Origin of the sequence: Streptomyces sp. CA-210063, assembly GCF_024612015.1 — a bacterium.
Lineage (GTDB): Bacteria > Actinomycetota > Actinomycetes > Streptomycetales > Streptomycetaceae > Streptomyces.
In genome coordinates this window covers 9,134,585-9,156,723 of sequence record NZ_CP102512.1, presented here as the reverse complement: position 1 = coordinate 9,156,723, position 22,139 = coordinate 9,134,585, and the positions used below count along the sequence as shown (strand labels likewise).

Here is a 22,139-nt window from a genome sequence, read left to right as displayed (position 1 = left end):
GGAGAGCCGCCATGTCCGACCGCACCACCGGAATGTCCCGCCGCGCCGTCACCAGGACGGCCGCCGCCACCGGCCTGGCCGCCCTCTTCGGCGCCACAGCCACCGGCACCGCCGGCGCGGCCACCCGCCGGGCGCCCACCGCCCGGACCACCACCAGCCGGACCACCACCAGCCGGACCACCACCAGCCAGGCCACCGCAGCCACAGCCACAGCCACAGCCACAGAAACCGTCACAGCCACAGAAACCGTCACCCGCCTCGGCCCCCGTACCCTCGACGTCTCCCTCCCCTCCGCCGCCCTGGGACGCAACGCACCGGTGCGGCTGGTCCTCCCCTCCTCCTTCGGCACGCAGCCGGGCCGGAAGTACCCCGTGCTGTATCTCCTCCACGGCGCCCACGACGACTACACGTCCTGGACCCGGGAGACGGACATCGTGGCGTTCACGGAGGGCCGGGAGCTGATCGTGGCGATGCCGGACGCGGGGCCCACCGGAATACCCACGGCCTGGCGGAACGGCCCGGACTACGAGACGTTCCAGCTCGCCGAGGTCCCGGCACTGCTCGCCCGGAACTACCGGGCGTCCGGGGTCCAGGTCGTCGCCGGGGTGTCCACCGGCGGCTACGGAGCGATGGCGCACGCGGCACGGCATCCGGGGGCGTTCGCGGCGGCGGCCTCGTACAGCGGCATCCTCGACACCACGGCACCCGGTGTGCCGAGCCTGATGGACGCCATCGTGGCCCGCGAGAACCTGGCGCCCCTGTCCCTGTGGGGCAACCCGATCCTGAATCTGCTCACCTGGCGGGACTTCAATCCGCGGTACCGCGCGGCGGGGCTGCGCGGCACCGCCCTGTACGTGTCCAGCGGCAGCGGGGTGGTGGGCGGGACCGGCGACTGGTTGCCGGAGGCGCTGGAGAGCGCGCTGTGGCCGTCGGCGCACGCGTTCACGAACACGCTGGCGCTGCTGCGCGTCCCGGTGACGACCCACTTCTACGCGGGAGGAGGGCACAGCTGGGCCTACTGGAAGCGGGAGTTCGGCGCGTCGTGGCCGATGCTCGCGGGTGCGCTGGGGGTGCCGGCGTGAGGCCGGTGCCGTCGGGGCACGGAACGGAGCGCAGGGGACGTCCGTCCAACCCAGGACTTGCCCCTCATCCCACGGGCACCAGCCCGCGGGTGAGCCGCTTCCGGGTGAAAGGAGGGTCCGCCGTGGCTGCCCCCACCCCGCCGCACGGCGTACCGGACGGCCCCGGCGCCGCCCCCGTGCCTCCCGAACTGGCCAAGCTGCTGCGCGATCAGCTGGAGGCCGTCGCCGACGAGGTGGAGGAGGAGGTGCGCAGACAGGTCCCGGAGTACGCCCGCCCGGCCGACGGGACGTATCTCGCGCACCTCAGATCCGGGGTCGTACAGGCGCTGACCCTGTTCGTCGACCACATCGCCGATCCGCGCGGCCAGGGGGCCGCGATCACCGCCACGTACTACGAACTCGGGCGCGGCGAGGCCCTGGAGGGCCGTGCCCTGGACGCGTTGCAGTCGGCGTTACGGGTCGGGGGACTGCACGCCTGGCGGCTGATGGGCCGTACGGCGGAGGCACTGGGCCTGGACTCCTCGGTGGTGGCGGCGCTCGGCGAACTCGCGTTCCAGACGGTGCACGAGGTGGCCGAGGCGGCCGCCGCCGGATACGCGGAGGCCCAGCTGCGCAGCACGGACGAGTTGGAGCGGCGGCGCAGACGGCTGCTCGATCTGCTGCTGGGCGAGGGGCCGGTGGCCCCGGAGGCGGTGCGGGATCTGGCGCACGGCGCCCGGTGGTCGGTGCCGAGGCAGGTCGCGGTGGTCGCGCTGGCGGCGACCCCGGACCAGCGGGAGGCGGACCGGCCGTTGGCGGCGGCGGGGGCGCTGGTGGACATGGAGTCGCGGCCCCCGCGGATGCTGGTGCCCGACCCGGACGGTTCCGGCCGTTTCGGCGGCCGGGCGTTCACGCTCGCGTTGCGCGGCCGGCCCGCCGCGATCGGGCCGACGGTCCCCCTCGCCGAGGCCGCCCGTTCGCTGCGCTGGGCCACCCGCGCGCTCGGCCTCATGGGGCGCGGCATCCTGCCCCGGCAGGGGGTGGTGCGCTGCGCCGACCATCTCTCCACGCTGCTGCTGCACAGCGACGAACCGATGCTCGACCAGCTCCGGTTGCGGGTCCTGGCCCCGCTGGACACGGTCGCGGAGGGGCCGCGCGGCCGGCTCGCCGAGACCCTGCTGGCATGGCTGCTCGGCGGCAGCAACGTGCCCGATGTCGCCGCCCGCCTCCACATCCACCCACAGACGGTCCGCTACCGCCTGCGCCAGCTGGAGAAGCTCTTCGGCGACGCCCTGCACGACCCGGGCACCCGCCTGGACCTCATCCTCGCCCTGCGCGCGGAGGCGTTGCGGGACGACGACACATTCACCGCACAAGGAACCACATAAGGAAACAGACTCACCTCTGCGCAAAAAGAAAATCGATTACTGAATTCCCGTCCATAACACCCGGTCCAACAACGCGAATACCTTCGGGACGTCCTTTTCCGCAGGCGCTCCACGCGCCCCACCCTCAAAGGATCCCCATGCGTATCCGCTTGTGCCTCGCCGCACTCTCCCTGGCCGGCGGGGCCGGACTGGCCACCGTCTCGGCACCCACGGCCGCCGCCGCGGCCTGCACGGACATCGACGTCGTCGCGGCTCGCGGCACCTTCGAGCCGGGCACGCTCGGCTTCATCGTCGGCGACCCCGTGTATTCCGCGCTGCAGAAGAAAATCACGGGCAAATCACTGTCCAGCTACAAGGTGAACTATCCCGCGGACCTTTCCCTCACCTCGGCCGCGCAGGGCAACAGGGACCTGGTGAACCACGTCAGGAGCCAGGCCGCTTCCTGCCCGAACCAGCGTTTCATCCTGGTCGGCTATTCGCAGGGCGCGAACGTCGTCGACAACTCCATCGGCATCAGCAGCGCCGGCGCGGTGGTCGGCAGCCCCATCGTGGCCACCATTCCCGCCGCGCTCGAACCCAAGGTCGCCGCGGTGCTGCTGTTCGGCAACCCGATCCGGGCCATCGGCAAGAGCGTCACCGGCACCTACCAGAGCCGCACCATCGACTTCTGCGCGGCCGGCGACCCCGTCTGCGAGAACGGCGGGGGCGACACGGGCGCGCACCTGAGCTACCGGGCGAACGCGGACGCGGCGGCGGCCTTCGCCGCGGGCAAGGTCTGAGCCCCACGCGAAGCCCCGCACAGAGAGGCGAAGGGCCCGGGAGGAGAAATCCTCCCGGGCCTGGTTAGCACTCCAGCCGCAGTTCGGTATCTGGGCTGGTCAGCGGCCTGGTGGCGGCGTCGCCAGGTGGACCAGCTGAGCCGGTGGCCCGGGCCGTGATCGTGTCGGACAACCACAGTGATGAACAGGCGCTGGATCTCGTTGCAGGTCAGCGGGATCAGGTCGTCCGATGGGGGTGGGTGTGCGTACTCGTTGCCGTGGACGACGGCGAGGAAGGCGTGGGCGAGCATCGCGAGGGTGACCCAGCGGGCCCAGGAGGGGTAGTTGCGGACCTGGTGCTCATCCACTCCGGCCAGCCCCTTCTCGCTCTGGAATGTTTCCTCCACCCGCCATCTGGAACCTGCGACCATGACCAGGGTGGCCAGTGATGCCGGCGTGGTGGTGTGACAGCGGTAGTAGGCGAGTTCGCCGGTGGTGCGGTTGCGGCGGATCAGGAGCTGGCGCCGGCCCGGTGCCGCTTCGGCGAGGTCGATGACGGCCCAGTCGTAGAACCGCTGTCCCTTCGCACCGGGCCCGGCCGAGAGTCTTTGCCAGGCCCGCTTCGGCACCTTCTTCACCAAGGCATCAGCGCGGAACGTGCCTGCGCCGGTGGGCACTTCGGTCGAGCATGCCACCGCGAGAACGTAGCCGATGCCGCGTTCCTCCAAAGCGGCCCGCAGTTTCGGGTTGCCGCCGTAGACCTCGTCACCCGTGACCCAGCCGACGCGGTGTCCGGCGGCCAGGAACCGTTCGATCATCGTGCGGGCCAGTTCCGGCTTGGTCGCGAAGACGGTGTCCTCGCCGAGCCCCGCTGTCCGGCAGCGGTCCGGGCCGCAGGTCCAGGAGCGCGAGATGTACAGCTCCCGGTCCGCCGCAGCTTGTCCCCGGGCGCCGGCGTAGACGAGGTAGACGGTGACCTGGGAGTTCTCGATCCGGCCCTGGGGCTTGTTCGTGAATAACTGTCAGAGATCTGTAGGGGTGTTCTCCACGGACGTCAGACGAGTTTGCAGTGACCGTCCTGGAACTGGTTGGACTGGTTGGTGCGTGTGACGCTCAGCATCTGGGCCATCAGGGTGCTGGTTGCGGCGGTGCAGGAGTGCGGCAAGCAGTCGGTGGAAGTGGTCCAGGCTGCTGGTCTGCGGATGGAGGTAGCTCCGGGCCGCCACCTGTGACTGGGCGTCCGAGTTAGCCCGTGAGCATTTTGAGTTGGGCCGGCTGAGCATCGGGATCGGCCTCGTCGCTCCGGCGGCCCATGCCTCGGCCGCCGCGGTACGACGAGTGCAAACGGGCCAGTCAGGCCCAGGTGCGGGTGAGGAAGTCGGCAATCAGCGGGGCGATTTCGGGCAAGTGGTCCTCCAGGGCGAAGTGACCGGTGTCGAACAGGTGAAGTTCGGCGTCCGGCAGGTCGGAAAGGTAGGCAAGCGCGCCGGGTTCGGGGAAGAACGGGTCGCGGCTGCCCCAGGTGATCAGAGTCGGCGGCCTGTGCTTGCGCAGCCACGCCTGCCAGTCGGGGTAGGCGGCGATGTTGCTCTTGTAGTCGTAGGCAAGCGCGCGCTGCGCTTGCTTGCGGCCGGGCTGGTCGAGAAAGTGCTGGTCGAGCAGCCAGCCCTCGGGGGCGATCAGTTCGGGGTCGGCGGTGCCGCCCTCGTACTGGGCGCGTGTGGCGTCCAGGGTGAACAGGTCGAGGACGGCCTGGTCGGCGCCGGGGGTGTCGGGGGTGAGGGCGGTGAACTCGCGGGCCGCCTCCGACAGCCCCTCGGCGTATGCGTTGCCGTTCTGCACGACCAGGCCCGCGACACGATCCGGGCGGCGGAGTGCCAGGCGGAAGCCGACGGGGGCGCCGAAGTCGAAGAGGTACATGGCGAAGCGGGTCAGGGCCAGGCGTTCGGTGAAGCGCTCGACGACATCTGCGAGCCGCTCGAAGGAGTAGGTGAACCCGTCCGGGGTGCGGGTGTGTCCGAAGCCCGGGTAGTCGGGGGCGATGAGCCGGTAGTGGCGGCCGAGGGTGTCGATGAGGCGACGGTACTGGTGCGAGGCGGAGGGAAAGCCGTGCAGGAGCAGCACCACCGGGGCGTCGGGACGCTCGGGTAGGGACTCCCGGTAGAAGACCTCCACCTGATCGACCTCTACGAACCGGTGGACGGTCCGGGCCGGAACAGCGATGCGGGGCGGTGTCGCGGACGTCATATCACATGCCTCCTTAGCGCAAAGATGCATTAGTACTAACCTCGCTGCGACTAACGCGTCAAGTGCGCGATGTAGCATTAGGGCATGACTGACAGTGCACCGCTGACCGGCGAGGTCCTGGCCTTGGACTTGGTCAACACCCGCCCAGTGGGGGCCCACGGGCGCGTGGATCTGCTCGCCACCCCGCGGCAGTTGTCCGACTGGCTGACCCTGGAGGGGGACCGCCTCCAGGGAGAGGTCCGGGACACCGCACCGACCCGGGCCGACCTCGCCCCCGTCCACGCCGTCCGAGCACATACCGAAGCCGCCGTCCGGGCATTGTTGGACCAAACCGAACCCCCCGGGTCCGCCCTGGGCGGACTCACCGAGGCCCAGCGTGCGGCACCATCTGTCCGGGAACTCGGCTGGGACGGCACCGCGGTCACCGCCATCTCCCGCCGCACCGGCCCCCTCGGCACCCGCCTCGCCGCACTGCTGGCCGAGGCCGCTGCCGAGATGCTCAGCGCCCCCGCGATCGGCAGGCTCAAGGAGTGCGAGGCCGACGACTGCGTCATGGTGTTCCTGTCGTCACACCCCCGCCGCCGCTGGTGCTCCCCCACCCGCTGCGGCAACCGGACCCGCGTCGCCCGCTACTACCGGCGCCACAACCCGGCCGACGCGTCCCGTACCTGACGGAGACAGCGCCCACTCCCACGGACCGGCTCACTCAAGGCCGAGACCTCACAGGCCAAGCTCACAGGCCAACTCGGACGCCCAGTTTCACCTCCAGCAAGATCACGATCTACAGCTGGAGTAGTAGGCCGTGGTGTCGGTTTCAGTGAGGAACTGACGTTCTCTCATCGAATGCGTGACCCTCATGGGCAGCGCTCGTTTCCCAGGGCGACGGGATCTTCGGGTGGGGTCGGGGCGGGGGTGACGGGGTGGGTGAGCTGAGGAGTGTGGCGGCGTCGTTCATCGCGTCCGGTCCCAGTGGGGTGGCTGTCCGGACCCGCCTCAAGCATCTGACGTCGGACGATGAGAAGGTGCTGTGCCTGGTCGGCGCGCATCTGGGGTCGCTCGCTTCGAAGGATCTCAAGGCGCGCTGCCGGGACGGGCTGGAGCACTCCGGTGAGGCGTGGGCGGTGCGTAAGCGGGAGCTGACGCCGCTCTCGTCCTCGCGGTGGGCGGGCAGCATCACCAAAGCCACTCACGACCAGTGGGGGCTGGCCCGCCGCTGCCAGCTGGCGCACCTCCAGAATCTGGAAGCGGGTATTCGCGCCCAGGGACACCCGATCCGGCGACGGACGGCACCGCCCCCTGCTCACCGGAGTGATGAGCAGGGGCATCGGATCGTCCAGGCCGGCCGGCGTGTTCCCGGGCGTGAGGGAATCCGCCCCCGCATTCCCGGACCACGGACACGATCCGTGCCGCCCGGAAGCGGAGTGAACGCGGGCAACCAGAACGCTTAACACCGTCCGGGGCGTTCGGCTGAGCGCGAGTCCTGGCAACAGGACTCACTCCCACTCAGTCTCTAGGAACGGTTACTCGGGAGCCCGCGCGAACTCCGTCAGGCTCGTGGAGACGGGCTCGGGACGGCCGTCGTTCTGCGTGGGCGCGGCGGTCAGCACATCCAGATGCTGGTAGCCGTCGGCGACCACGGGGTCCAGGTCGGCCGGGACACGGCCCGCCAGCAGTCCGTCGCCCGCGAGCACGGTGAGCGTCGGGTTGGCGGTGAGCCCGTCCGGGTGGACGACGAGGCGCTTCACCTGGGGCGAGGTGGCCAGTTGGAGGTCGGTGACCAGCTTGGTCGGGAAGTACTGCTCGGCGAAGTCCAGCGGCTGCTCGGCCATGCTGCGGGCCAGCTCCTGGATGTCGGTGACCTCCTTGCCCGCGCCCGTGAACGGTGTCCCGTCGGCAGACCGGTACCCGGGGTCGTCGGCATCGCCGACGCGGTCGTAGTTCCGCCAGGTGTAGAGCGGCCCGCCCGGCTGGTCGGGGATGGCCTTGTACTCGCTGCCGAAGAGCGCCGGCTGCTCGTCGCTCCCGTTGGCGAGGGGGAAGTTCTTGTCGACGATCGGCCCGCCGTCGAAGAAGCCCACGCTGCTCTGCAGGAACGCCAGCGGTACGGAGTGGTCGTCCATCAGCGCGCCGAGGATCGCCTCGTTGGTGAGCCGGAAGTCCCTCACCGCGGGTGAGCCGGTGAGGAAGGTGGCGGTGTCCTCGGAGAACAGGAAGCGGTTGGTGACCTCGATGTTGGTGTTGAGGGGCAGATAGCTCGGCAGGGTGGCCTCGCCACCCGGGTCCTGCAGCGCGCCCAGGCCGGCGATGGCCAGCAGCGTCATCATCTCCGGGTTGAGGAGCACCGGCGCGGACAGCGTGCGCGGCAGCACGCCGCTGTCGAGCCCGGCCTGCACCGCGCCGTAACCGAGGCCGATGTCGGGCAGGTTGGTGTCGTCCGGGATGCTGCCGCTCAGATCGGCGAGCGAGGTGGACACGGTGGTGTCGAGCGCGAAGTAGCCGGCGCACTGGTTGTGCCCGGCGTCCGCCGTGGTGGCCCGGTCGCCGTCGAAGTCGGCGGTCGCGAAGTACCCGGTGATCACACCGCCGAGCGAGTGCCCTCCGCACAGCACCTTCTCCTTGCGCAGCCGCTGGTCGGGCAGTTCGGCGGTGAGCAGGTCGTACTGGTCGCGGACGGTCCGCTCGATGCCGAGCTTCGCCATCCACCCCAGCTCGCCGTTGCCGACGAACCCGTCGAAGGTACGGCCCTCGACCTGCTTGTCCCGGTAGTAGTAGTCGACGGCCGTGTGCTGGTCGCCGGAGGCCACTCCGGTGCGGTCCTCCAGGCAGTTGGAGCGCCGGTCCAGGGCCCAGAACTCGATGTGCCGCCCCTGTTCGGTGGCGCGGGCGACGGTGTTGCGGGCGACGCTGTCGAAGGCTCCGGCGCCTTCCAGGATCCCCGGCTGGGCGACGAGGATCCGGTCGGCGTCGGCCGAGTCCGCCGGCCCGTCGGCGGCCCGGTAGCGCAGGTACGACAGCCAGTCGCACGCCGCCGGCCGCGCCCCGAAGGACGCCGGCAGCGGCGCCCTCACCCGCACCACCGTCTCGGTCACACCGCCGACCGGACTCGTCGACGCCACGGCCGTCTCGGTCCGCGCGTCCTCGCCCCGGGCGTCCGGGGCGGCCCCGATGAGCGCCCCGACGGTCAGCAAGACCGCCGGCACGGCACTGCGCCACGTTCTTTCTCCGCTGCGACTCGTGTTCATGCTGGGACGGTAGGACCGGCACAACGGCCCCGCCGCCCCATGCTCACAACAACGCAGCCGCTGTCGGCGCCTTTGTCATGAGGCACCAACTCCCTTTGCCGACGACCGGCGTTACAGCCCGTCGCTCACCATCGCGGCAACGATCCGGACGTGCCGGTCGGCCGCCGTACCGGAGAACTCGTTGTCGTAGTTCAGCCCGTACGGCCAGAAGTGGCCGCCGCCGGTGGAGATCTTCGCGCTCGCCCCGTCGTACTGCCGGACGAGCGCCGTGGCCCGCGCACCGGTCCATGTGCCCGAGCCGCCCAGCCGTGACCAGCCCGAGCTGGTGCCCACCCCGATGGTGTGCGCGATGCGACGCGCGATCAGCCAGTCGATCGCCATCTTCGAGCGGGCCGGGGTCTCGGAGTCCGGCTCCGTCAGCCGCTTCGCCCAGGTCGGGACGGTGGGTCCGTCGTAGCCGCGCTTACAGCACCACCCGAGCCAGGACAGTACCGACGCCCGGCGGGAGTTCCAGGTGTTCACCGCAGCGGTGCCCCACAGCAGTTCCAGGGCCTCGCCGATCTCGTCGTCCGCGACCGTTCCAACGGCCGGCCCTCGCCGAGCCGCTCGGCGGTCTTGCCCACCCCGATCCCGTAGTACCGTACCGCGTTCGGATTGCCAAGCGAGTCCAGGAACACGTCGGCCGCCGTCCGGACGGTGAGCGCCTTCCCGGTTGGCAGATGTACGACTGTGGGCACCCTTTCCCCCTTGCCGCAGATAACGGGGCCGCTTCATGTACGGTCTGGCGGCCGTTCCCGCAGGTCGCGATCTCTTCCCACAGATATTGGGGGCGTTTTCTGCGGGAAGACTTCAGACGGGTCCCGCCGCCGACGCTCCGCCAGCCGCCCACCAGGGCCGATCGAGGCTTAGCACCGGTTTTCGTTCCGATGTTCCTCAACCCCCGTGAGTGCCGTGAGTTCATGCAAACTGAAGGGTTCTCGGTGAGAACTCAAGGGTCCGTCGTCGTGCTCCCTGGAGCTGGTTCCGTAAGTTCGACTCCAACTCACGACTATGCCGTTCCTGGTTCCCTGGACGAGCATGACGGTGAGCGGGTTAGCCAACAGGGCAGCGGTAGCGCAACTTGTTGAGAGAGGCCCCACCGGTGGTGTCCTCCACGGCTGCGCCGTCTGCGCGCCAGCCAGCGGCTTCGTAGAAGCGCCGGGCGCGTTCATTGTCTTCCAGGACCCACAAGGTGGCTTGCGTGTACTCGGCCTGTCCGAGAGTCGTCAACGCGGCCAGCATCAACTGCTTCCCGATCCCGGTGCCCCAGACCTCGGGCATCGTGTAAAGCGTGCCGATTTCCGCGATGGCAGGGGTCTCCTGAGATGGGCCGAAACCTGCGAATCCGACGATCCCCGCCTCGGTTTCGGCTACCAGCACTCCCGACGATGGCCATCGTGTCTCCGCGATGCGTGTCTTCCACTCGGACTCTTCGCGGCTTGGATCCATGGCGTTGAGGTAGTGCTGGGGAACAAGACCGGCGAAGGCCGCCTGCCAGGAGCGCACGTAGACACCGGCGACCGCTGATGCGTCATCAGGCCATGCCTGTCGAGTCTGCATGGCCGTCATTCTTCAAGTCCCGTCGATCCGGGCCAAGTTCTTTTCCCAAGGTCGATGCCGAGTGCTCGGCTGTCTGTTGCAGTAGTGTGCCCGTGTGGAGTCCGCATAGCGCATCGCGGTCTTCTCGTCGAGCCCGAACACCTCGGCGAGGTGGAGCGGATCGGGCCCGTGGGTCAGGGCCTCTTCGAGCTGCCGGTCGACGCGGAGCCGCTCCAGCGTCGCGTCCTGCCCGCGCATCGAGGCACTGATCCAGTGGCGAACGCGCGGGTCGAACAATTGCCCGGGGTCGGGCACCTGCCTATGCTCGAAGCGCCCGAGGCAACCAGCAAGCTGCTCCTCGATTTTGCGGCAACAGACCGCTGACATCCCGCCCTTGATGAGGTCTAGGCTGGTCATATGCTGTCGACAGGGGCACCACTCGACTGGTCGCTTGTGGACATCGCCGTCCCCCGCTCGTCAGATCGGCTGCCGGGGGTCAGCATGGCCGGGTTCCGCCACCGTGCCCCGGCATCCGTGGACATTGCGATGGTCGCGCATCCCTCCGTCACCTTGTTCATCGACCTGAGCGAGGGCGAAGGCCTCGTCCACCGAACCCATGGCCGGGATGTCCACGGCAGTGTCGTCGTCGGGCTCCTCCCCGGCGAGCTCCGGGCAGGCGGCCGGGTGGGCGAGTGCCTCCAAATCCGGCTGGATCCGGCCGCAGCGGCTGCAGTGCTCGGCACGGCGACCGAGCTCACCGGGGCCGTGGTATCCCTCGAGGATGTCTGGGGCCGTGACGCCGGACGAACCGAGGACAGGCTGCGCGCCGCCGCGTCATGGGGCGAACGGTTCACGATTGCGGCGGACCTCCTCGGCCGACGGCTGGGCAGCCGACCAACAGTCGCCCCAGAGATCGCCTTCGCCTGGCGGCAGATGCGCACCAGCCGGGGGCGGGCGCGGGTTGACGGCCTTGCGGACGAGGTCGGCTGGAGCCGGAAGCGTCTGTCGGCTCGCTTCCGGGATCAGCTCGGTATCACGCCCAAACGCGCCGCCCGACTGATGCGGTTCGACCACGCTGCCCGCCTTCTCGCGGCGGGTCACGCCGCCGCCGGCGTCGCCGCTGAGAGTGGCTACGTCGACCAGTCCCACCTTCACCGCGAGGTCAAGTCGTTCGCCGGGCTTACTCCCATGGCGGTGGCCGTCGCGCCGTGGCTCGCGATTGACGACGTTGCGTGGCCGGCTTCATCGCCGACGCGGAGCCCTGTGACGGGTGGCGGACACATCCTTGGTTGAACAGCCTGTCTCCAACAATCCGCCTCCCGCTCGCCGGGGCAGCTTCAGCGACCTACCGCGTGGGGACCGCTGCTTTCGTGGCGTAACACAACGGCCAGTGGCCGTGGTGCCTCCACCTGGTACTTTCGCCGGCGCGCCGGGCCTCTCAGCGATCGCGGGCACGGAACCAACCAACTGGGGTCCGTGCCTCGCCTGGTGCCGCGATGATCTCGGTGTGGGGCGAGGGGATCTTTCAGATGACCAGTGGGCGGTGCTGGGGCCGTAGTTACCGGTCGCGGTGTTGGGCAGGCCGGCGGTTGGTCGGCGGCGGTTGATCGACGGGATCCGTTGGCGCGTGCGAACTGGCGCTCCGTGGCGGGATTTGCCACCCGAGTACGGTCCGTGGCAGACGGTCTATGGCCTCTTCCGTCGCTGGCAACGCGATGGTGTCTGGTCGGCGGTCCTGACCGGGCTGCAGGCCCGGGCGGACGCCGCTGGTTTGATCACCTGGGACGTGAACGTCGACTCAACGATTTGCCGGGCCCATCAGCACGCGGCCGGTGCCCGACGGGACAGCCGAGCCCAGAAGGAATCGCCGGGCGGCAATCAAGCCGAACCCGACGATCACGGTCTGGGCCGGTCCCGCGGGGGTTGGGGCACGAAGATTCACCTGGCCTGCGAGCAAGGGCAGCGGCCGTTATCGCTGCTGGTCACAGCAGGGCAGCGGGGAGACAGCCCGCAGTTCAAGGCCGTGCTGGAAGCCATCCGGGTTCCTCGTCTCGGGCTGGGCCGGCCACGGGTTCGGCCGTTACGGGTGCGGGGTGACAAGGCGTATTCATCGCGCGCGAACCGTGCGTATCTGCGTCAGCGCGGGATCCGCTGCACGATCCCGGAACCTGCCGATCAGGCCGGCCACCGCAAGCGCCGGGGGACGTCTGGTGGGCGGCCTCCGGCCTTCGATCGTGAGGACTACAAGGCCCGGCACGCGGTCGAGTGCGGCATCAACCGGCTGAAACGGAACCGGGCGGGGCGCGCTTCGATGTCCTTGTGCGCCTTGGCGCGGGATCGGCCGAAGTCGCGGATGACCTGCTGCTGGACAACCGAGGCCGTATATCCACGTGCAGCAGACCCGGGTCGAGGACGCCTGGGACGCCGGGATGGAACGGGCCGCGAAGCGGCTGGAAGGACTGGCCCGATGAGGTGGAACCTGCGGCTGGGCACACGAAGGAGGAAGAACCCCCCGGCTACGGGCCCGGGGACGCAGCGGGGCTCAGGGCCAGGAGTCGGTGGGCTTGCGGTAGCCCTTCGGATACCGGCTCATGCAGGCGGCAGCGACCGGCTCCCGTGGGGACACGGCTCCGCAAGCGGTGCAGGTGTAGGTACGTTCCGAAAGCGCCTTGCGGGCCATGGTGCTCTTGGCGAGGAACTTCGGGCGGAAGCTCGGCTGCGAGATCGGCGACCTGCTGATTCCGGAACCGCAGAAGGTCACCCGCCCCGGAGACGCGGCGACACTCCGCGTCGCGACACCCGGATGCGATCCGACCTCGGCGTGAACACCGAGGCCTCCTCGCAAGAAAGAGGTGAACTCATGTGGGGGGTCTCCTGTTGTGTGCGTGGGGGGGTGTTCAGGCACCGATCTTTCCGATGCCCGCCCCGGCCCGTACGAGGGCGGGGACGTCGGCGGCGGGGTCCAGCGGGTACGCGTAGTACGTGCGCGGCTCGGTCACCGTGCCGTAGGTCTCGCAGGTGCCGGACCCGGTGAAGACGTTGTTCCGCTGGACGAGCCGGCCGGGGCCGGAGGCGTCGTAGCCGCTCGCGGAGTAGCAGGGGTTGGGAACCCCTTCGAAGTGGTTGCCCTCGACGACGACGCCGGCGTTCATGGTCGAGGCGACGCCGTAGAGGGCGTTCCCCTTGTAGTAGTTGTTGTAGACGTGCACCGGCTCACCGAAGCGGACCCGGGGATGCCGCTGCCGTGAGCCGTCGAAGAAGTTGTGGTGGATGGAGACCTTCAACTTCCCCGCGTCCTGGCTGCCGTTGCCGTCGGAGTGGCCGAGCAGCATGCTCTTGTCGGTCTTGTTGAACCAGTTCCAGGACACGGTGACGTACTCGGCGCCGCGGACGACGTCGATCGCCCCGTCGAGCGGGGCCACGAACTCGTTGTGGTCGATCCAGATGTGGTGGGACTCCTGGCCGACGCTGACGGCGTCGTCCTCGGCGTTCGTGAACTTGATGTTCCGCACGATGACGTTGTACGAGCGGTAGAAGTCCAGGCCGCCGCCGTTGATGACGGCCGAGGAACCGGCCCCGATGATGGTCTTGTTGGGGCGGACGCCCTGCTTGCTGGTGATGTCGATGGTGCCCTGGACGCGGATGACCAGCGGGCCCACGGTGTCGATGTACTCCAGGAACTGCTCGGTGGTGGTGGCGGTCACGGTCGCGCCGCCGACCCCACCGGTGGTGCCGTTCTGTCCGAGCGCGTTGACGGCGGCGAAGCCGGTGGGTGACGTCTCCGCCAGGGGTGCCGCCTCCGCCCCCGCCTCGACGGGTGCGGTGGAGGCGAGCAACAGGGCGAGCGTGAGAGCGGGAACGGTGCGTAACGACGACCTCATGTGGTTCCTCCCGGTGTGAGTGGGTGGATCTTCCTGGGCCGTGCGAGAACGGGAGCACAGAGTCTAGAAAGCGCTTTCAGTTTCCTGAATGCTAAGCACGTGTTTTGGGCATGTCAACGAAGTCGTGCCCGCCTCCGTGTTGTGGAAGGGAGTGTCGTGTCCCCACGACATCGCATCGTCCGGGCCTTGGCGCCCATGGTTCCCCTGGTGCTCGGCGCGAGTCTGACGGCCGCGCCGCCGGCGACGGCGGACACGTCGGCCTCGGCGGCGCAGAGCGCGGTGACCGTACGGATCGACCCGTCGTACCGGCAGCAGGAGTTCGAGGGGTGGGGCACGAGCCTCGTCTGGTTCGCCAACGCCACGGGCAACTATCCGGAGCCCGTCCGAAGACAGCTCGTCGACATGCTGTTCGGCGAGGACGGGCTCGGTCTCACTATCGCGCGCTACAACATCGGCGGCGGCAACGCCCCGGACGTCCGCAAGGACTACATGAAGGCCGGCGCGACCATGGAGGGCTTCTGGAAGGCCCCCGAGGGAACCACCCGGCAGGACATGGAGTGGTGGGACCCGGACAACCCGGACCACTGGAACTGGGACGCCGACGCGGGCCAGCGCTGGTGGGTGGACCAGATCAAGGACAAGATCACCAAGTGGGAGGCGTTCAGCAACTCGCCGCCCTGGTTCCAGACCGTCAGCGGCTATGTCTCCGGCGGCTTCGACGCGAACACGGACCAGATCCGCGCGGACCGCGTCGACGAGTTCGCCACGTATCTGGTGAAGGTCACCGAGCGTCTCGAAGAGACGCACGGCATCGACTTCGACACCATCGCCCCGCTCAACGAACCCAACACCAACTACTGGGGCACCCAGATCGGCGCGGACGGGCAACCCACCGGCGGCCGCCAGGAGGGCGCGCACGCCGGACCGGCGCTCCAGCAGAAGGTGCTCCTCGCGCTCGACAGGGCGCTCGAAGGGGCCGCGACCGACGCCGAGCTCTCGGCGATGGACGAGACCAACCCCACGATCTTCACCCAGAACTGGAACGCGTACGACACCTCCGCGCGGGCGGCGGTCCCCCAGCTCAACGTGCACACCTACGGCACGGGCATGCGCACCAGCGCGCGTGACATCGCCAAGGGCGCGGACAAGAAGCTCTGGATGAGCGAGGTCGAGGGCACCTGGGGCACCGGCACCGACTTCACCGGCATGGACCCGGGCCTCGGGATCGCCACCCGCATGGTCGACGACATGCGTGAACTGGAGCCCTCCGCCTGGGTGTTCTGGCAGCCGATCGAGGACGCGATCCCCCAGGCCGCGGCCGGCAAGAACTGGGGCAGCATCCACGTCCCGTTCAACTGCACGGCCGAGGACACCCTGGAGACCTGCCCGATCCGCGCCAACTCCAAGTTCCACACCATCCGGAACTTCACCCACCACATCCGCCCCGGCGACCACTTCGTGAAGGTCGACGACCCGTCCAGCGTCGCCGCCGTCAAGAAGTCCGGCCGTGCGGCCACCGTGGTCCACGTGAACGGCGCTGCGACCGCTCGTTCCGTCACCCTCGACCTCTCGCGCTTCGGCAAGGTCTCCTCCCGCGCCACCGTCACCCCGGTCGTGACGAGCGCCGACGGCGCCCTCGTCGAGGGCACGCCGGTCCGGGTGACCGACCGTTCGGCCACGCTCGACGTCCCCGCCAAGTCCGTCACCACCTTCCTGGTCGAGGGCGTCAGCGGCGTGGCGAAGGACGCCGCCCTCGTCCAGCCCGGGCACGTCTACCGGCTCCAGGGCGCGCAGAGCGGCAAGTCGCAGGCCCCCTCGGAGGACGGCACCGGCGTCGTCATCCGCACGACCGACGCGAGCAGCGCCCAGCAGCTCTGGTCCCTGGAGAAGCTGACGCCCGGCACCGACAACCGCGAGCGCTACGCCCTCACCAACGCCCAGACCGGCAAGCGACTCGCCGTGCGCGACCACCAGGCCGTCCTCGAAGACCCGGCCGACGGCGAGGTCCCCGCAGCCGCCCAGTGGATCATGTCGACGACGGGCGACGGCAGTTGGACCTTCGTGAACGCCGCCACCGGCCGCCTCCTCGACGTCACCGGGCAGTCGTCGGCGGACGGCGCCGAGGTGTCGACGTACACCCCCACCTCGGCGGCCAACCAGCGCTGGACCGTGACCGACGAGACCGTGCTGCGCACCGAGCGGGCCGAGGCGTTCACCGTCCCCGGTCTGCGGCCGAAGCTGCCGACGACGGTGACGCCGGTGTTCCGGGACGGCGCCAGGGGCTCCCTGCCCGTGGTGTGGGATCTGCCGTCGGACCGGAAGTGGAGCAGGCCCGGGACCGTACGCGTCACGGGTGAGGCGACCGACGCCCTCGGAGGCAAGATCCCCGCGACGGCCCTCGTCACCGTCGACACGATCGCCTCGACACAGCCCGGCCGCGCCAAGACCTACGCGGGCGGTGAGCCGGAACTGCCGGCGACGGTCGTCGGCATCGGCAGGCACGGCGGCCGGACCGACCTCCCGGTGACCTGGGACGCGGTACCCGAAGGGGCGTTCGACAAGACCGGCGTCGTCACCCTCTCCGGCACGGCGGAGGTCGTCGACGGCAGCACGGCCGACGCGACGGTACGGGTCCAGGTCACCGAGCCGACGGCGGCCAACATCGCGCCCGACGCGAACGTCTCCGTCGCGGCCACCTTCACCGAGAGCGGCTACTCCGCCGAGCGCCTGCGCAACGGCAACACCGCCGAGAAGGCCTGGTCCAACTGGAGGTCGGGCACCAAGAACCCGTCCGACACGCTCACCTTCACCCTGCCGAAGGCGCGGGACCTCACCCGGATCGTCGCCCACTTCCACCGGGACGGCACCAACGCCTCCTTCCCCGAGAGCCTGAAGGTGCAGGTCCGGGCGACCGAGAACGGTCCGTGGACCGACGCGAGCGACTCCGTCGCGGTCGGCACCGAGGGCACGCCGGTGGTCGACGTCCCGCTCGCCACGGGCCCGGCGACCGGCGTGCGCGTGGTCATGACGGCACGTCAGGGCGGCTACATCACCATGAGCGAGATCGAGGTGTACGCCAAGACCCCCGGCGCCTCCTCGGACGCCGCCGCCACCTCCGTCGAGGTCGCCGGGCAGCCGATCCCGTCCTTCGACCCCGACACCACCACCTACCGGGTCGTCACCGACAACCCGAACCGGGCGGCGGTCACGGCGACGGCCCGCGACCCGTACGCGACCGTCACCGTGGACCGGAGCGGCCGGACCTCGGCCCTCGTCTCCGTGACGAGTGAGGACGGTTCGCAGACCCGGACGTACCGGATCGAGCTTGTACGACGCTGACGTGACCGGCGGGGGCCACGAGCGGGCCCCCGCCGGTCGCTTCGAACAGGTCGGTCAACTGCTCGCGCAGGTTGCCCCGTTGAGCGTGAACGCGGTCGGTGCGGTGTTCGTCGTCCCCTTGCTGCCGATGAACCCGACCGTCACGGAGCCCGCGGCGGGGATGGTGGAGGTGTAGGAAGCGGGAGTCACGCTCACCGAGCCACCACTCTGGGTGGGAGTCCCGCCCCACATGTTGGTGATCGTCTGGCCGTTGGCGAACGTGAAGGCGAGGGTCCAGCCGCTGATGGCGGTGGTGCCCGTGTTGCGGATGACGATCTCGCCCTGGAAGCCGCCCTGCCACTCGTTGGTGGCGCGGTAGGCGACGGAGCAGTTCCCGCCGGGTGTGCTGCCGCCCTCCTCGGTGGTGACGTTCACGGTGGCCGAGCGGGCCGAGCGGTTGCCGGCCGCGTCACGGGCGTAGACGGCGAAGGTGTAGGCCGTGTCGGCGGTGAGGCCGGTCAGGGTGACGGAGGTGGTGGTGGAGGCCGCCAGCTTGGTCTCGGTGGTGCCGCTCACCCGGACGATGTCGTACCCGGTGACGCCGACGTTGTCCGTGGCGGCGGTCCAGGAGAGGGTGGCGGACGTGGCCGTCACGGCGGAGGCGGTCGGGGTGCCGGGGGTGGTCGGGGCCTGGGTGTCGCCCGGGTTGCCGCCGCCGAAGACGGTGGCTTCCTCGGCGGTCTGCGCGATGCCGTTGGCGCCGTTGAAGATGCGCCGGCCCCAGGCGCTGAGCTGCGTGGGGTCGAAGCCGATCGACAGATCGAGGACCGGGTCGGTGTTGCCGCTCCAGGACCAGGCGAGGTAGCCGAGATCCAGCCGCTCGGCGGTGGCCATCATGGTGTCCTCGTCCGGGTCGCCCCACTGGTCGGCGGGACCGCCGAACTCGCCGATGAGAATGGGCAGTCCGGCGTTCACGAAGGCGCCCAGATAATCGGTGATCTCGGCTGCCGTGTCGAAGACGCTGTACATGTGGATCGAGAAGATCAGGTTGCCGGTGGTGTCGGCGTCGTACACGGACTGGGCGTTGGCGCGCATGACGCCCTGCCAGTCCTGGCCCCAGTTGGGCGCGTCCACCATGATCGTGTGCTCGAAGCCGGCGGCCCGCAGCTTCTGCACGGCGGCGATGGTGGGGGCGGTCCAGCCTTCGGGGTTGGTGTTGCCCCAGGGCTCGTTGCCGATGTTGACGATGACGTAGTTCTCCTCGCCGGCGAGGACGTCCTTGAGGCCGATCCAGTAGTCGGCCGCGTGGTCGAGCGTCCCGGCCGCGGCCTCCTCGCCGTATCCGGTGGTGTCGTGCACCTCCAGGACGCAGATGAGCCGGTTGGCCTTGCACTGGGCGACGACGTTCGCCACGTCGGCCGGGCTGTTCTCGGCCCAGCGGTGCCCGTCGGAGAGGACGACGCGGACGGTGTTGGCGCCCAGCGCCTTGATGTCGGCCAACGACTGCGTCTCACCCGGGTACCAGGTGTGGGCGTGGTTGACGCCGCGCATCACGAAATCGTTGCCGTTGCCCTCCAGCAGCCGGCCGTCGCTGATGTGCAGGCCGGTGGCGAGGGTGTCGGGGGCCGACCGGGCCTGGGCGGCGGCCGGGGCGAGGACACCGAGGAGCGTGAGCCCGATCAGGCTCGCGAGTCCGGCCAGGAGGGTTGCTAAGGGGTTCCTCCGCTGGGTCCTTCTCACAGTTCTCATTGCGGCTCCAGGTGGGGGTGGGCGCCGGGAATCTCAGGCGTCAAGAGTGTGGGGGTGGCGATGGGAGCGCTCCCATAAACCCATTTCGGCAAGTACACGTCAACCCTTCGCGCGTGTTCAGTGCCCGAGGTTCGCCGTGACCGCCGCCGCGACGACCGCGTCCCGCTCGGCCCCGCCGAACAGCCCCTCGGCCACCCACCCGTCGGCGAGGGCACGCACCGCCCGCGAGCACCAGGGGATCGACGGCACCGCTGTCCCGACCCGCCGCGCCCGATCCGGCGAGGGACGCCCCCGGCGACAGCGGCAGAAGGGCCCGCCCTCAGCGGCCTTGGCGAAGTCCGGTGCGGTAGGGCGCCCCGTAGGGGGCGCCGGGCTGTTCGATATGCGGCTCCGCCGCATGGGCACGACCAGCCCCCACCGGCCCGCGACTTCGACACCGCGCCTCCGGCGGAGCGCTCAGCAGGACTCGTCCAGATACCCGCGCGCCAGCTCACCCGCGCGCGTGAACCAGTCGACGAGCAGGGCGAGTTCGTCGGCCGAGTACGCACCGAAGAGTGCGGCGAGGCGGGCGTAGAACGGGCCGTAGACGGCCACCACCCGCTCGGCGGCGTCCGGGACCGCGACCACGCGGACCCGGCGCCGGTCGGCGGGGTCCGGCTGCCGGGTCACGAAACCGCCGCGCTCCAGACGGTTGAGGATGCCGGTCACCGCCCCCGTGGTGACATGCGCGCGCCCGGCCAGATCACCGGCGGTGACCGGGGTGTCCCCGGCCTCCAGGACGTACGCGAAGCAGACGAGGTCCGTGACGCTGAGCCCGAGATTCCGGGCGAACTCCTGCTGACCGACGATCATCGTCGCGATCAGGCCGTCCATGGCACTGATCGCGTCGGGGACGGTGGGGCTGCGGTCGGCCTCCATTGCCCTTGCCTCCGGGGCAGGCTAATTTCCTTACTTGCTAAGACATCATAGTCCGGCGCCGTGGGCGTGGCTGCGGCGTGCCGTGGCACAGCACGGCGCGCGAGGGGAGCAGACACGTGAGTCTTTACGACGAGGGCCACACCGTCGCCGGCTGGACCGGTACGGCCATCGGCACGGCCGGGGCCACGGCACTCGGCCTGGGCGTCTGCGGCTGGACACCGGGGTTCGGGCTGGGCGTCGCCGTGTCGGTACTCGCGCTCCTGGTCACCTGGGGCCTCCACCTCGCCGGTTGGGGCAAGCCGCCGGGCCCGCGCCCCCGGGACCAGTGGAGCCTCCGGGCCCGCGACCGCTCCGCACACGGCGGTCACCCCGACTGCCTCGGCTGCCGCCTGGCGGGCCGCCGCCGCACCCCGGCCCCGCTCCCCGCCGTACCGGGACCCGCCACCAGCCCGGAAAGCACCAACGCCACCGCCACGGCGACCGCCACCGGCACGGCCGGCGACCCGTCGGCCTGATCCGGCGCGACGGCGGCGCAACCGAGACGCGGGGTGGGCGACACTGTGACGGTAAACGCTTACCGTCACCGGGGCCTCCGGGTCCCGGACTGTGGTCCACTATTCCCCTCCCCATGCAGTAACGTCGAACCGTGACGGTCAATGAAAACGGTCGCCGGAGCAGCCCCGAACCCCATGGGGCCAGGCGTCGACGGAGCAACACCGCGGGCGGCGAGCGGCCCAGCACGATTCGGGATGTCGCCGCCCAGGCCGGAGTGTCCCTAGCAACCGTTTCCCGCACACTGGCCGGCAACTACCCAGTGTCCGCCGAGACCAGGGCCCGGGTCATGGCGGCCGTCGACTCGCTGCACTACGTGGTGAACGTGCACGCCAAGGCGCTCTCCGGCCGGGTCGCGGGCCCGATCGCCCTGGTCATCAGGGACATCACCGGCCCCTCCCTCGCCCATGTCGCCGCGGGGGTCGAGCAGGAGGCGGCCGGCCGGGGGCGGCTGAGCCTCGTCTGCGCCACCCATGACGACTCCGCCCGCGAGGACGACCTGGTGCAGCTGATGCGCGAGCAGCACGCGGCCGCGGTGGTCCTCGTCGGCGGGGCGGTGCAGGACGAGGCGTACCAGCGGCGCATGGCCGACTACGCCACGGCGCTCGACGCGGCGGGCTCCCGCCTGGTGCTGGTGGGCCGGCCGCCGCTCCCCGGCGATCTGCCGGTCACCGTGGTGCAGTACGACAACCGGGGTGGCGCCTTCCAGGCCACCGACCATCTGCTCACGGCCGGGCACCGGCGCGTCCTCCTCCTGGGGGGCACCCCCGGACTCAGCACGAACGAACAGCGCCGGGACGGCTTCCTGCACGCCCTGCGGGCGCACGGCGTGGCGTACGCGGAGGAGCTCGACGTCCCCGGCGCGTACACCCGCCTCTCGGGCTACCAGCGCACCCGGGAGGCGCTGGCCGCCGGTCTGGAGTTCACGGCGGTCTTCGCGGGCACCGACATGGTGGCCACCGGGGCGCTGGCCGCGCTGCGCGAGGCCGGTCTCGACGTGCCGGGTGACGTCTCCCTCGTCGGGTTCGACGACGTCCCGTTCGCCGCCGACCTCACTCCCGCGCTCACCACGGTGCGGGTGCCGTACGAGGATCTGGGGCGCACGGCGGTCCGGTTGGCGCTGGAGCGCGAGGAGCGTCTCGGGGGCGACGACCACGTGGTGCTGAGCACGCAGCTGGTGATCCGCCAGTCGGTACGCGCGCTTTCATGAACGTACGCACGCCTTCGTGAACGTACGCATGCCTTCATGAACGTACGCATGCCTTCGTGAACGTACGCATGCCTTCGTGAACGTACGCATGCCTTCGTGAACGTACGCACCGGTTCGTGAAGCCGGGGGCCGAACCAACCGCCTCGCTTTCACGGGAGTTTGACGAATCGTCATCCCGTCGTTCGGCCGCGAGCGCCATCAGGTCAACCGTCCCGGACTATTGACTCGGGTCACCCC

At 70.1% G+C, this 22,139-nt stretch carries 17 protein-coding genes and 5 pseudogenes; 11 read left to right on the top strand and 11 right to left on the bottom strand.

All coding sequences use genetic code 11. The features are described from left to right. Nucleotides 1-11: 11 nt before the first annotated feature. The 3 genes from JIX56_RS40115 (at nucleotide 12) to JIX56_RS40105 (ending at nucleotide 3,228) form a co-directional block, all read left to right on the top strand. The gene (locus JIX56_RS40115) at nucleotides 12-1,082 is read left to right on the top strand and encodes an alpha/beta hydrolase (RefSeq protein WP_257548401.1); all 1,071 of its coding nucleotides are present in this window, start codon (nucleotides 12-14) and stop codon (nucleotides 1,080-1,082) included. A 122-nt stretch (nucleotides 1,083-1,204) separates the two neighbouring features. Next, nucleotides 1,205-2,449, top strand: coding sequence for a PucR family transcriptional regulator (locus JIX56_RS40110; RefSeq protein WP_257548399.1), 1,245 nt, complete (start codon nucleotides 1,205-1,207; stop codon nucleotides 2,447-2,449). Between the two features lie 137 nt (nucleotides 2,450-2,586). Then, the gene (locus JIX56_RS40105) at nucleotides 2,587-3,228 is read left to right on the top strand and encodes a cutinase family protein (protein WP_257548397.1); all 642 of its coding nucleotides are present in this window, start codon (nucleotides 2,587-2,589) and stop codon (nucleotides 3,226-3,228) included. 95 nt (nucleotides 3,229-3,323) lie between these two features. On the opposite strand, the pseudogene JIX56_RS40100 reads toward JIX56_RS40105, so the two are convergent. Then, nucleotides 3,324-4,205 (bottom strand): annotated as a pseudogene (locus JIX56_RS40100) (IS701 family transposase); the annotation flags it as partial. Nucleotides 4,206-4,560: 355 nt separating this feature from the next. Then, the gene (locus JIX56_RS40095; protein WP_257548387.1) at nucleotides 4,561-5,454 is read right to left on the bottom strand and encodes an alpha/beta fold hydrolase; all 894 of its coding nucleotides are present in this window, start codon (nucleotides 5,452-5,454) and stop codon (nucleotides 4,561-4,563) included. An 84-nt stretch (nucleotides 5,455-5,538) separates the two neighbouring features. On the opposite strand from JIX56_RS40095, the gene JIX56_RS40090 reads away from it, so the two are divergent. After that, nucleotides 5,539-6,126, top strand: a complete 588-nt coding sequence (locus tag JIX56_RS40090) for a CGNR zinc finger domain-containing protein (protein ID WP_257548386.1) — start codon at nucleotides 5,539-5,541, stop codon at nucleotides 6,124-6,126. A gap of 248 nt (nucleotides 6,127-6,374) precedes the next feature. After that, a pseudogene (locus JIX56_RS40085) lies at nucleotides 6,375-6,722 on the top strand (IS200/IS605 family accessory protein TnpB-related protein); the annotation flags it as partial. A gap of 252 nt (nucleotides 6,723-6,974) precedes the next feature. Here the strand turns inward: JIX56_RS40085 and JIX56_RS40080 are convergent. From JIX56_RS40080 to JIX56_RS48175, 5 genes and pseudogenes are all read right to left on the bottom strand, one after another. Further along, complete coding sequence (locus JIX56_RS40080; RefSeq protein ID WP_257548384.1) at nucleotides 6,975-8,696, bottom strand: hypothetical protein; 1,722 nt, start codon at nucleotides 8,694-8,696, stop codon at nucleotides 6,975-6,977. A gap of 111 nt (nucleotides 8,697-8,807) precedes the next feature. Continuing rightward, a pseudogene (locus tag JIX56_RS40075) lies at nucleotides 8,808-9,047 on the bottom strand (hypothetical protein); the annotation flags it as partial. After that, nucleotides 9,039-9,433 (bottom strand): annotated as a pseudogene (locus JIX56_RS40070) (site-specific integrase); the annotation flags it as partial. The pseudogenes JIX56_RS40070 and JIX56_RS40075, both read right to left, overlap by 9 nt. Nucleotides 9,434-9,788: 355 nt before the next feature. Next, nucleotides 9,789-10,295 (bottom strand): GNAT family N-acetyltransferase, encoded by a 507-nt coding sequence (locus JIX56_RS40065; protein WP_257548382.1) that lies wholly within the window; start codon nucleotides 10,293-10,295, stop codon nucleotides 9,789-9,791. 12 nt (nucleotides 10,296-10,307) lie between these two features. Continuing rightward, on the bottom strand, nucleotides 10,308-10,691 hold the full coding sequence (locus tag JIX56_RS48175; RefSeq protein WP_443031947.1) for a hypothetical protein: 384 nt from the start codon (nucleotides 10,689-10,691) through the stop codon (nucleotides 10,308-10,310). Here JIX56_RS48175 and JIX56_RS40055 point away from each other — a divergent pair, their 5' ends adjacent. From JIX56_RS40055 to JIX56_RS40045, 3 genes and pseudogenes are all read left to right on the top strand, one after another. After that, a complete protein-coding gene (locus JIX56_RS40055; RefSeq protein WP_257548380.1) occupies nucleotides 10,692-11,567 on the top strand; it encodes a helix-turn-helix domain-containing protein in 876 nt (291 codons plus the stop codon). A gap of 277 nt (nucleotides 11,568-11,844) precedes the next feature. Beyond that, nucleotides 11,845-12,573: pseudogene (locus tag JIX56_RS40050) on the top strand (IS5 family transposase); the annotation flags it as partial. A 379-nt stretch (nucleotides 12,574-12,952) separates the two neighbouring features. After that, nucleotides 12,953-13,099: a hypothetical protein gene (locus JIX56_RS40045; protein WP_257551574.1), complete on the top strand. Its 147-nt coding sequence runs from the start codon at nucleotides 12,953-12,955 to the stop codon at nucleotides 13,097-13,099. A 72-nt stretch (nucleotides 13,100-13,171) separates the two neighbouring features. Here JIX56_RS40045 and JIX56_RS40040 read toward each other — a convergent pair whose 3' ends face one another. Then, nucleotides 13,172-14,155: a pectate lyase family protein gene (locus JIX56_RS40040; RefSeq protein ID WP_257548378.1), complete on the bottom strand. Its 984-nt coding sequence runs from the start codon at nucleotides 14,153-14,155 to the stop codon at nucleotides 13,172-13,174. A 195-nt stretch (nucleotides 14,156-14,350) separates the two neighbouring features. On the opposite strand from JIX56_RS40040, the gene JIX56_RS40035 reads away from it, so the two are divergent. Beyond that, nucleotides 14,351-17,494 carry a glycoside hydrolase gene (locus JIX56_RS40035; protein ID WP_257551387.1) on the top strand — a complete coding sequence of 1,048 codons (3,144 nt, stop codon included), beginning with the start codon at nucleotides 14,351-14,353 and terminating at the stop codon, nucleotides 17,492-17,494. Nucleotides 17,495-17,548: 54 nt separating this feature from the next. On the opposite strand, the gene JIX56_RS40030 is transcribed toward JIX56_RS40035, so the two are convergent. The 3 genes from JIX56_RS40030 to JIX56_RS40020 form a co-directional block, all read right to left on the bottom strand. Continuing rightward, complete coding sequence (locus JIX56_RS40030) at nucleotides 17,549-19,222, bottom strand: cellulase family glycosylhydrolase (protein ID WP_257548376.1); 1,674 nt, start codon at nucleotides 19,220-19,222, stop codon at nucleotides 17,549-17,551. Nucleotides 19,223-19,339: 117 nt separating this feature from the next. Next, nucleotides 19,340-19,471 (bottom strand): hypothetical protein, encoded by a 132-nt coding sequence (locus JIX56_RS40025; protein ID WP_257548367.1) that lies wholly within the window; start codon nucleotides 19,469-19,471, stop codon nucleotides 19,340-19,342. 207 nt (nucleotides 19,472-19,678) lie between these two features. Next, entirely contained in the window at nucleotides 19,679-20,140 is a 462-nt protein-coding gene (locus JIX56_RS40020) for a MarR family winged helix-turn-helix transcriptional regulator (protein WP_257548365.1), read from the bottom strand. 116 nt (nucleotides 20,141-20,256) lie between these two features. Here JIX56_RS40020 and JIX56_RS40015 point away from each other — a divergent pair, with 116 nt between their 5' ends. Together JIX56_RS40015 and JIX56_RS40010 are read left to right on the top strand one after the other, a co-directional pair. Further along, complete coding sequence (locus JIX56_RS40015) at nucleotides 20,257-20,655, top strand: HGxxPAAW family protein (RefSeq protein WP_257548363.1); 399 nt, start codon at nucleotides 20,257-20,259, stop codon at nucleotides 20,653-20,655. 131 nt (nucleotides 20,656-20,786) lie between these two features. Beyond that, nucleotides 20,787-21,902 (top strand): LacI family DNA-binding transcriptional regulator, encoded by a 1,116-nt coding sequence (locus tag JIX56_RS40010; protein WP_306819907.1) that lies wholly within the window; start codon nucleotides 20,787-20,789, stop codon nucleotides 21,900-21,902. The last annotated feature ends 237 nt before the right edge of the window (nucleotides 21,903-22,139 follow it).

Bases quoted from the DNA above. Each gene is read 5' to 3' on its own strand.
- JIX56_RS40115 (WP_257548401.1), top strand. From the start codon at position 12: ATGTCCGACCGCACCACCGGAATGTCCCGCCGCGCCGTCACCAGGACG.
- JIX56_RS40105 (WP_257548397.1), top strand. From the start codon at position 2,587: ATGCGTATCCGCTTGTGCCTCGCCGCACTCTCCCTGGCCGGCGGGGCC.
- JIX56_RS40095 (WP_257548387.1), bottom strand. From the start codon at position 5,454: ATGACGTCCGCGACACCGCCCCGCATCGCTGTTCCGGCCCGGACCGTC.
- JIX56_RS40090 (WP_257548386.1), top strand. From the start codon at position 5,539: ATGACTGACAGTGCACCGCTGACCGGCGAGGTCCTGGCCTTGGACTTG.
- JIX56_RS40080 (WP_257548384.1), bottom strand. From the start codon at position 8,696: ATGAACACGAGTCGCAGCGGAGAAAGAACGTGGCGCAGTGCCGTGCCG.
- JIX56_RS40065 (WP_257548382.1), bottom strand. From the start codon at position 10,295: ATGCAGACTCGACAGGCATGGCCTGATGACGCATCAGCGGTCGCCGGT.
- JIX56_RS48175 (WP_443031947.1), bottom strand. From the start codon at position 10,691: ATGACCAGCCTAGACCTCATCAAGGGCGGGATGTCAGCGGTCTGTTGC.
- JIX56_RS40055 (WP_257548380.1), top strand. From the start codon at position 10,692: ATGCTGTCGACAGGGGCACCACTCGACTGGTCGCTTGTGGACATCGCC.
- JIX56_RS40045 (WP_257551574.1), top strand. From the start codon at position 12,953: ATGGTGCTCTTGGCGAGGAACTTCGGGCGGAAGCTCGGCTGCGAGATC.
- JIX56_RS40040 (WP_257548378.1), bottom strand. From the start codon at position 14,155: ATGAGGTCGTCGTTACGCACCGTTCCCGCTCTCACGCTCGCCCTGTTG.
- JIX56_RS40035 (WP_257551387.1), top strand. From the start codon at position 14,351: ATGGTTCCCCTGGTGCTCGGCGCGAGTCTGACGGCCGCGCCGCCGGCG.
- JIX56_RS40030 (WP_257548376.1), bottom strand. From the start codon at position 19,222: ATGAGAACTGTGAGAAGGACCCAGCGGAGGAACCCCTTAGCAACCCTC.
- JIX56_RS40020 (WP_257548365.1), bottom strand. From the start codon at position 20,140: ATGGAGGCCGACCGCAGCCCCACCGTCCCCGACGCGATCAGTGCCATG.